10 protein-coding genes, 1 tRNA gene, 2 pseudogenes and 1 other annotated feature (1 of these 14 only partly in view) are annotated in these 9,292 nt (G+C 42.5%); of the genes and pseudogenes, 9 read left to right on the top strand and 4 right to left on the bottom strand.

Annotated elements, in window-relative coordinates; genetic code table 11:
* Positions 1–126 (bottom strand): annotated as a pseudogene (locus NSQ09_RS19985) (YolD-like family protein); the annotation flags it as partial.
* Between the two features lie 132 nt (positions 127–258).
* Here NSQ09_RS19985 and NSQ09_RS19980 point away from each other — a divergent pair.
* From NSQ09_RS19980 to NSQ09_RS19940, 9 genes and pseudogenes are all read left to right on the top strand, one after another.
* Entirely contained in the window at positions 259–1,782 is a 1,524-nt protein-coding gene (locus NSQ09_RS19980; RefSeq protein ID WP_341032476.1) for a recombinase family protein, read from the top strand.
* A gap of 31 nt (positions 1,783–1,813) precedes the next feature.
* Positions 1,814–1,900 (top strand): annotated as a pseudogene (gerE, locus tag NSQ09_RS19975) (spore germination transcription factor GerE); the annotation flags it as partial.
* Positions 1,901–2,143: 243 nt separating this feature from the next.
* Positions 2,144–2,584, top strand: a complete 441-nt coding sequence (locus tag NSQ09_RS19970) for a MarR family winged helix-turn-helix transcriptional regulator (RefSeq protein ID WP_003229573.1) — start codon at positions 2,144–2,146, stop codon at positions 2,582–2,584.
* Positions 2,585–2,591: 7 nt separating this feature from the next.
* Positions 2,592–3,410, top strand: coding sequence for a glutamate racemase (gene racE, locus NSQ09_RS19965; RefSeq protein WP_015251521.1), 819 nt, complete (start codon positions 2,592–2,594; stop codon positions 3,408–3,410).
* Between the two features lie 114 nt (positions 3,411–3,524).
* Positions 3,525–4,625, top strand: coding sequence for a spore germination protein GerM (gerM, locus tag NSQ09_RS19960; RefSeq protein ID WP_003229578.1), 1,101 nt, complete (start codon positions 3,525–3,527; stop codon positions 4,623–4,625).
* 110 nt (positions 4,626–4,735) lie between these two features.
* The gene (gene rph / locus NSQ09_RS19955; protein ID WP_003246039.1) at positions 4,736–5,473 is read left to right on the top strand and encodes a ribonuclease PH; all 738 of its coding nucleotides are present in this window, start codon (positions 4,736–4,738) and stop codon (positions 5,471–5,473) included.
* A 12-nt stretch (positions 5,474–5,485) separates the two neighbouring features.
* Positions 5,486–6,082 (top strand): XTP/dITP diphosphatase, encoded by a 597-nt coding sequence (locus NSQ09_RS19950; RefSeq protein WP_080317101.1) that lies wholly within the window; start codon positions 5,486–5,488, stop codon positions 6,080–6,082.
* A gap of 15 nt (positions 6,083–6,097) precedes the next feature.
* Positions 6,098–6,607 carry a metallophosphoesterase gene (locus tag NSQ09_RS19945; RefSeq protein WP_041052482.1) on the top strand — a complete coding sequence of 170 codons (510 nt, stop codon included), beginning with the start codon at positions 6,098–6,100 and terminating at the stop codon, positions 6,605–6,607.
* A gap of 130 nt (positions 6,608–6,737) precedes the next feature.
* Positions 6,738–6,811 (top strand) — tRNA-Arg (locus NSQ09_RS19940).
* Positions 6,812–6,874: 63 nt separating this feature from the next.
* Here NSQ09_RS19940 and NSQ09_RS19935 read toward each other — a convergent pair.
* The 3 genes from NSQ09_RS19935 to cotQ all read right to left on the bottom strand — a co-directional run bounded on the left by NSQ09_RS19935 (position 6,875) and on the right by cotQ (position 8,837).
* Positions 6,875–7,699, bottom strand: coding sequence for a YsnF/AvaK domain-containing protein (locus NSQ09_RS19935; protein WP_041052480.1), 825 nt, complete (start codon positions 7,697–7,699; stop codon positions 6,875–6,877).
* A gap of 183 nt (positions 7,700–7,882) precedes the next feature.
* On the bottom strand, positions 7,883–8,338 hold the full coding sequence (locus NSQ09_RS19930; protein WP_121591034.1) for a GNAT family N-acetyltransferase: 456 nt from the start codon (positions 8,336–8,338) through the stop codon (positions 7,883–7,885).
* 163 nt (positions 8,339–8,501) lie between these two features.
* Positions 8,502–8,837 (bottom strand): inner spore coat protein CotQ, encoded by a 336-nt coding sequence (gene cotQ / locus NSQ09_RS19925; RefSeq protein ID WP_024572292.1) that lies wholly within the window; start codon positions 8,835–8,837, stop codon positions 8,502–8,504.
* Positions 8,838–9,283: 446 nt separating this feature from the next.
* Positions 9,284–9,292: a binding site (T-box leader), on the top strand; it runs 238 nt beyond the window's last position.

Here is a 9,292-nt window from a genome sequence, read left to right as displayed (position 1 = left end):
TTGGTATTCATCTAGGATGGGTTTTTCAATTTTTTGGACTTGTTTCTTCCTATTTAATAGCGCTGCCCTTTGCTCAGGTAAAATAAATTTTTGTTCCCATCTCTTATCGTAAATACCCTCGTTCATTCTGATCAACTCCCTGAACAAATTATACAGGAACAAATGTTCGAAAAACAACCGGAAAAGTATAGGAGGTTCGTAATCATTATGCTATAATCACACTAAAATGTACCAAATGCAAAATAATGGGGTGGTTTAGTGTTCTTCAAAGAGACAGAAACACAGGAGATCATCAAATATGAAGATTACCCTTATGCAGTTTACGCACGGGTTTCCTCAGAAAAAGATGAACAGGTGACATCAATAGCCAACCAAATTGATATTTGTCATCATTGGATTGAGAAAAATAATTACGAATGGAAAGATGAAGCAATCCAATTAGATGATGGGATAAGCGGAACAGTGCTGCTTGATCGAAAAGCAATGCAACTCATTTTAGATAAGGCGCAAAAAAGAAAGCTGAAGATGGTTGTTTTTAAATCAATCAGCCGGCTTGCGCGTGATCTTAAAGATGCCCTTGAAATTCGAGAGGTTTTATTGGCTCACGGTGTAAGAGTTGTGACGCTTGAAGAGGGCTACGATAGCCTATATGAAGGCAAAAACTCAATGAAATTTGAAATGTTTTCAATGTTTGCAGCTCAATACCCTCAAACAATTTCAGTGGCAGCCAGTGGGGCACTAGCAGCAAAAGCCCGCCGTGGTGAACATTCCGGCCGTGTACCTTTTGGATTTAAGAAAGAAGGTAAATTCCTAGCTATCAATGAAGAAGAAGCAAAAGTCGTACGTTTTATTTTCGATCTTCATAATAATCATGGATATGGACATAAAAGGATCGTTCTCAAGCTTAACGAAGAATTGGCACTTGGAAACATTGTAAAGCCTCAAAAGACTGAGTTTTGGCAGCTGTCCACAGTACAAACGATTTTAAAGAATCCTATTTATTGTGGCTTGTTTATTGCCAATAGACATACTCAAGTCAAAATAGGCGGACGGAAAAAATTTATCCGCAACCCAAAAGAAAAATGGACTGTTTACAAAGACTGGTGTCCTAAGATCATATCAGAAGAAGAGTATGAGAAAGCTAATAACAAAGAACACAAGATGCGTAAAAAGCGTTTTAACCCTCGGAATGAGCTACGGGGAATGATGAAATGTGGTGTGTGCGGTTGCAATATGGTTGTGCTGCCGTCGTACAAATACAATCAGAAACGTGAGAAGAAAGAGTTTAATTATTTGAAGTGTAGCGCCTACAGACGAGGTGGAACTGCTCTTTGTGTAAACCATGCTCCGATGCAATATAAGGACTTGCGGGCTTTTGTTATTAAAACACTGAAACAAAAGGGCAAGAAGTTAAAACTGGATGTAAAATCTGATTTTGAAGAGCAGAAGAAAAACCGGATCAAGCGAACGAAAATAGAAATTGAAAACGCAGAAAACAAGAAAAAACGTCTAATCGAATTGTACTTGGAAGATCAGTTGATCACTAAGGCGGAATTCCAGGCGAAGCGAAAAGAGCTTGAAGAACAAATTGAAAAACTGAACGATAAGCTGTTCATGCTTGAGCGTGAGGAAGAAGAAACAATCGACATATCAAATATAAAGAATGCATTCGCGCAGCTGGAAAGAACTGATCAGGATTTATTCGAAGCATTTTCAGCGCTTATTGATAAACTTGTAATATACGAGGATGGAACAGTCGATTTCCATTATAAATTCAAGTGATTATTATTGTTTTAGTTTGCGATAGATATGCATATCAAATGCCATGCAGAAATTGGGTGTGAAAGGGCGTTCGCAAGCCGTTGTTGAGCTTCTTAGAATGGGTGAGCTAGAGCTTTAATTCTTGCCGGTATTCCTTCTTTTGGAAGGAGCCGGTTATTGCTGTTTGTTTGGAACATTCGAAACCATATTTGGAATGCTGTGCAAAACGTAGGCAAGTCATAAATTAAATTTTATTTCTTGATGTTGTTTGACTAAAGTCCTCTATTTCTCTCCTGCGAGTCTTGCATTTTCTTCAAAAAAGAAGGAAAATAGACACGGAACGCTTTTGTGCGTAAGAGATCCTTGAGTGAGGGATGGACAAATGACATCAAAACCTTTGGAGCATGTTGCGGATATTGAAAAGTCACTCCGCCACATTGCCGCGATCATTAAGCAAAAAGGACGAGAAATCCTTAACCAATATGCGATTACGCCGCCGCAATTTGTCGGCTTGCAATGGCTTTATGAATTAGGAGATATGACAATCGGTGAATTATCGGGCAAAATGTATCTGGCATGCAGCACGACAACAGACTTAATCGACCGCATGCAAAAAAATGAGCTTGTTGAGCGGGTCAAGGACCCGGCGGACAGACGTGTTGTCCGGATACATCTGCTGCCTGAAGGAGAACGGATTATCCAAGAGGTCATTACAAAAAGACAGGAATATCTGCGTGATATGTTCGAATCGTTTACAGATGAAGAAATAGCCATCTTCGAAAAATCTTTGATGAAACTGCAGCATGAAATGAAGAGAAAATGAGGCGATTTTGTTGGAACAACCAATAGGAGTCATTGATTCCGGGGTTGGCGGTTTAACCGTTGCGAAGGAAATCATGAGACAGCTACCTAAAGAAAATATTATCTACGTCGGGGATACGAAACGGTGTCCTTATGGGCCGCGCCCTGAAGAAGAGGTGCTTCAATATACGTGGGAGCTGACGAATTATTTACTCGAAAACCACCACATCAAAATGCTCGTGATCGCCTGTAACACAGCAACAGCGATCGCATTGGATGACATCCAGCGAAGCGTCGGTATACCGGTGGTCGGAGTGATTCAGCCTGGTGCGAGAGCAGCGATAAAAGTGACGGATAATCAGCATATCGGTGTCATCGGCACAGAGAATACGATTAAGAGCAATGCGTACGAAGAGGCGCTTTTGGCATTAAATCCCGATCTGAAGGTTGAAAACCTTGCCTGCCCGCTGCTTGTGCCTTTTGTGGAAAGCGGGAAGTTTCTCGACAAAACAGCAGACGAGATTGTCAAAACCTCGCTGTATCCGTTAAAAGATACATCGATTGATTCGCTGATTTTAGGCTGCACCCACTATCCCATTTTGAAAGAAGCCATTCAAAGATATATGGGAGAACACGTTAACATTATTTCGTCCGGCGATGAAACAGCCCGGGAAGTCAGCACGATTCTCTCGTATAAAGGGCTGCTGAACCAGTCTGCGAATGCCCCTGATCATCAGTTCTTGACAACAGGAGCGCGTGATCAGTTTGCGAAAATCGCAGACGATTGGTTTGGCCATGAGGTGGGCCATGTGGAGTGCATCTCACTGCAAGAACCGATTAGAAGATAGTTTTCCCCGCAACGGTATGTTGCGGGTTTTTTTCTGTTTAGCCGGAATTCTTCGGTCTATTTCCTAAAGAGGCTCGTATACATAATAGTACAAACATCCTTAGGAGGGAAAAGTATGCTGAAAAAAGGACCTGCAGTCATTGGTGCCACTTGTCTCACCTCTGCCTTGCTTTTATCCGGATGCGGTTTGTTTCAATCTGATAAGGCAGCCGAGGAAATTGATCCGCCTCAAGACGTTACATTCGTGAACGATGAAGCGGGTGCCAATTCAAATACAACAGCAGCCAAAAAAACAGAAAGTGAAAAAAGCGATACCGCAAAAGCGGATCAAGCCTCATCTACTGTTATGAGGGAGCTTTATCTCATTGATAAAAACGGGTATGTTGTTGCGCAAACGCTGCCTCTCCCTAAAAGTGAGAGCACGGCTAAGCAGGCGCTTGAATACCTCGTACAGGGCGGGCCTGTGTCTGAAATTCTTCCGAATGGCTTCAGAGCTGTATTGCCGGCTGACACCACCGTTAACGTTGACATCAAAAAAGATGGAACCGCGATAGCTGATTTCTCTAATGAGTTCAAAAATTATAAGAAAGAAGACGAACAGAAAATCGTTCAGTCTGTAACGTGGACGCTGACGCAATTTAGTTCGATAGATAAAGTGAAGCTGAGAATAAACGGGCATGAACTGAAGGAGATGCCTGTAGGAGGGACGCCGATCTCAGATGATTTAAGCCGCAAAGACGGCATTAATTTGGAGACAGCCGGTGTAAATGATCTCACTGCTACCCATCCGCTGACAGTCTACTACTTGGCGGAAAACGAAGACAGTGAATACTACGTGCCGGTGACCAAACGAATCGACAATTCGGAAAAAGACGACATCACGGCAGCCATCAATGAATTGGCTAAAGGGCCAAGCAAGGTGAGCGGGCTGTTAACAGACTTCAGTGAAGATGTAAAGCTGGTCAGCAAACCGAAAATCAAAGACGGGCGCGTGACGTTGGATTTCAATCAATCTATATTCGGCAGTGCCGATGAGAAGACGAAAATGATTTCTTCAGAAGTTCTGAATAGCATTGTGCTGACGTTAACGGAGCAGCCGGATGTAAAAAGCGTCTCTGTTAAAGTGAACGGAAAATCAGAGCTTGTAAATGAAAAAGGCGAAAAGCTCACAGAACCGGTCTCCAGACCTTCTCAAGTGAATACGGGTAGTTTTTAAATTGGGATTTTTGATATACTAGAAAGAAAGAGGTTAGCGTTCCGGCTGCCTCTTTCTTTATTCAATTCCGGGACAAAAATGGTTTATGTACATACAATCGGAGGTAAAACATGAGACATGACGGAAGACAACACGATGAGCTGCGTCCAATCACATTCGATTTGGATTTTATCAGCCATCCGGAAGGTTCTGTTCTAATAACAGCGGGAAATACAAAGGTAATCTGCAACGCGTCTGTTGAGGACCGCGTACCGCCGTTTTTGCGGGGCGGAGGGAAAGGCTGGATTACAGCAGAGTACAGCATGCTGCCGCGGGCAACAAACCAAAGAACAATCAGAGAATCTTCTAAGGGGAAAATTTCCGGCAGAACAATGGAGATCCAACGCCTGATCGGCCGCGCGCTTCGAGCTGTTGTAGATCTGGAAAAGCTCGGTGAACGGACGATTTGGATTGACTGTGATGTCATTCAAGCTGATGGAGGAACTAGAACAGCTTCCATTACAGGCGCATTTCTTGCTATGGCGATTGCGATTGGCAAGCTGATCAAAGCAGGAACAATCAAGACAAATCCGATCACTGATTTTCTTGCTGCGATCTCTGTTGGAATTGATAAGGAACAGGGAATTTTGTTAGATTTAAATTATGAAGAAGATTCCTCCGCTGAAGTTGACATGAATGTCATCATGACAGGCAGCGGCCGTTTTGTGGAGCTGCAGGGAACCGGGGAAGAGGCGACTTTTTCAAGAGAGGATCTGAACGGTCTTCTGGGTCTTGCGGAAAAAGGAATTCAAGAGCTGATTGACAAGCAAAAAGAAGTGCTGGGTGATTCTCTGCCAGAACTGAAATAAAGACAGAAAGGCTTGATCATCATGAAAGAAGCAATTATTGCAACACATAATCCGGGAAAAGTGAAGGAATTCAAAGAAATTCTTGAGCCAAAAGGCTATGATGTCAAATCTCTAGCTGAAATTGGGTTCACAGAAGAAATTGAAGAAACAGGCCATACATTTGAAGAAAATGCCATTCTGAAAGCGGAAGCTGTTGCCAAAGCAGTGAACAAAATGGTGATTGCGGACGACTCCGGTCTATCCATCGATAATCTTGGCGGCAGACCCGGGGTTTATTCAGCCCGCTATGCAGGGGAACAGAAAGACGACCAGGCAAATATCGAAAAAGTGCTCAGCGAGCTGAAAGGTATCGAAAAAGAACAGCGCACCGCCCGTTTCCGCTGCGCACTGGCCGTGAGTATTCCCGGAGAGGAAACAAAAACAGTCGAAGGCCATGTTGAAGGGTATATTGCCGAAGAACCGAGAGGAAAATATGGCTTTGGCTATGACCCTATCTTTATCGTGAAAGATAAAGATAAGACAATGGCTGAACTGACAAGTGATGAAAAAAATAAAATCAGCCATAGGGCTGACGCGCTTAAAAAGCTGTCTAAGCTTTTGGAGGCATAAGGAGGAAGCTTGTACATGAACGTGCTGATTATCAGTGACAGCCATGGGCTTGAAGAAGAACTCCAAACCATTGCGAAACGGCATGAGGCAGAAGTTGATCTCATGATTCATTGCGGGGACTCTGAGCTTGAAACGAGGCATCCTGCATTGGAGCCTTATGCGGTTGTAAAAGGCAATTGCGATTTTGCCGGCGATTTTAAGGACGAGCTTCTTCTGAATGCCGGCTCAAGAAAAATACTGGTCACACACGGCCACCTTCACGGTATAAAACAGACCTTGTTAAACGTATACTATCGTGCAGAGGTGCTCGGAGCGGATGTGATCTGCTTCGGGCATTCGCACATCGCGGGAAGCGAAGTGCTGCGCGGAAAACTGATGATTAACCCAGGCAGCATCCGGCTTCCGAGGGTGCGCAGGACAGAAAGCTATGCTATACTGACATTAAAAAATGATGCTGCGACAGTCCGTTTTTACGACCAAGCAGGCAATGAAATTGAGGATCTGCAAAACCGAGTCACACTATGAAAATGTCATGAGGAAGAAAATTTTCTTCCTCATGAAAAAAATTCTAAAAAACCGTTGACTTATTATTGCATCCCATATATAATAAATCTTGTCGCTGATAGTTAAAGCAAAAAACAAAAAAACAAAACGTGTCCCAGTAGCTCAGCTGGATAGAGCAACGGCCTTCTAAGCCGTCGGTCGGGAGTTCGAATCTCTCCTGGGACGTACCAAAAGAAAAACCTCAAATCCTAATTGGATTTGAGGTTTTTTGTTGTCGGTCTATGATTTTCATTTGTTATTTAACGGATCATCATCCAAGCCGTCAACTTTTCCTTCTTTATTCAGACGAGGTTCTTCTTTTTTCACAGTTTCAGAAATATGTTCATTTTCTTCAACGGTGCGTTTGCCGACAACCACTTCATCAGTGACAACCGGCTTTTTAGTCACTTCCAGCTTTTCCTCAACGATTGGAACTCTGATCTCTTCCGAATCGTTGACGGGAGAAGCATCCGTTTTGTTTTCATCCACTGGACGACGTTCGACATAAATTTCATCATGTCTCACCGGGATGTCCATATCTCTTTTTTCTGTTTTCACTTCTTTTCCTATTTCTACTTCGCCGGTTTGAACGTCTTCCTTATCGACTTTCAGCTGTTCTTCTCGGAGCGGCATCGTTTTTTCTTCTTTCGTTGTATAATCCGCCATTTCATTTGTGCTTGAAAAGCCGCCTGAAAGGGCATTTTTGTTATCAATAGGAGCATTTACATCTGCATCTGTATCGACGGCTACCAGGAGTTTTCCGTCATCCAAATCTTCTTGATACTTGTCTATTTCATCCGTTTTAATATCCAAGTCGGATAATGCTTTGCTGTGTGTAGCAGTGTCATCCATTGTGAAATAATCTTTCAGTTTATCGAAAAAAGATTCAGATTCGTCCTGATGTGCATCGATAGCTTGATTGACTTCTGTTCCTGTACGTGACTCCAAATAATCTGTATCTCGCCGGCTTGTCACAACAGAAATGTCATCAGAATCATAGCCTTTTGTGAGTAAGCCTTCAATCGCTGCGATGGTTTCCTGCGGGGTATCGTATACACCAACTATGCTTTTCATATCAATCTCCTCCTTTATGAATTTGCATGATATCGTTCATGTCGTTTGTAATTCCCGCTGTTCTTTGAATTAAACAAAATTGAAAACATTGGCGTGTATCATAAAGGTGAAAAATGTGTGAATATAAAAAAAGATAGATAAGACAGACCTTCCCCTGCACTTATCTATCCTTATAAAGCCGTCTCACAATTCCTTCGTCATAAACACACTGTTTGGATCTTCAACATAGTCTGCAAACGGTTCACAGTACTGAAAATCGAAGCTTTCATACAACTTTCTTGCCGGCTCAAATGAAGCCATTGAACCCGTTTCTAAGCTTAACCGCTCATAGCCTCGCTTTCCAGCTTCTTCAATGATATGATGGAGAATTTGTTTGGCAACGCCTTTTCTTAAATGTGATGCAGATGTTCGCATTGATTTGATTTCTCCGTGCCGGCTGTCCAGTTCTTTTAGCGCTCCGCAACCGGCTAGTTCATCACCCTCCCATGCACTCCAAAATGTTATTCCAGGGCCTCTTAGTTTCTCTAAACCTAAGGCATGGATGCTTTCCGGCGGGGACATAAGCGTCATGCTATGTAAATGCTCATTCACCAGTGAAACCACCTGATGACCAGTTAAATCATCTAGTTTTATATACATTTTATTCCTCCTCAAACATTCATCTTAATCATATTCGATCCTGTTTCCAACTATAAAGACAGATAATCTGACAGTATTGAAGCCTTTTTGGAATGTATGACCTTTAAAAGATGCTTGAAAGCAAAAAAGAGGCCGAAATCGTGTTCGGCCCTTGCAGTTTTCTTTAATATCTAAAGCCTCCATGCACACCGGCTGTTCCGCTAAAACCGCCGACATGTGTCGCCGGAATACTGAACCCGCCGCTATGGCCACTGAAGCCAGTGCCAGAAAATTGCTGCCCGAAAAAATCTGAAGTGTATGGATAAGAGGAGTACATAGCAGAGGGAGTGGTCAACGGGCTATATGCCTGGCTGAACGGCTGTCCGTATCCGTAGCCTCCAAATGGCTGATGGCTTTGCTGGTAAAAGGAAGGGACAGCAGGATAGTACTGCTGCGGAAAGCTCGGGAAGCTTGGAAAGCCTGCAGGGAATCCTTGCATGTCTGCTAATGATTTATTCATCGTATCACCTTTTCTTTGCAAGATACCATTAATGTATGCCGGGGAATAATAGGGGTGCCTATCCGAAATTGAAATGGATTGCAAGATGATCTGTCAGACTCAATCCATATACGAACCATAGCGTGTTATAAAATCTTACATGTTTATATAAAATTAAATAATTCTGGTGTATTCTTGATAGATTAATAAAAAAATTATAAAAACTTTTAACGTTTGCAATTCCTTTTGTACCAATAATGAAAGCGTATACAATATAGATTGATTAATCAAAATTGTCTAATAATTTTAAAAAATGCTGTTGACACTGCGTCCAAAGCGGCGTAATATGAGTTCAACAAAAGATAAACGCAAGCTTCACAAGCGAAAATCATCGCAGTATGATTCTAAAAAAATGAAAAACGAACGACCTTCTTGAACAGCTGGAAAGCCGTTCCGAAGGCTGAATATGAAAAGCG

The organism is Bacillus sp. FSL W8-1202, assembly GCF_038006165.1.
GTDB lineage: Bacteria > Bacillota > Bacilli > Bacillales > Bacillaceae > Bacillus > Bacillus subtilis.
The sequence above is the reverse complement of the archived record's forward strand: the minus strand, read 5'-3'. Positions and strand labels throughout refer to the sequence as shown.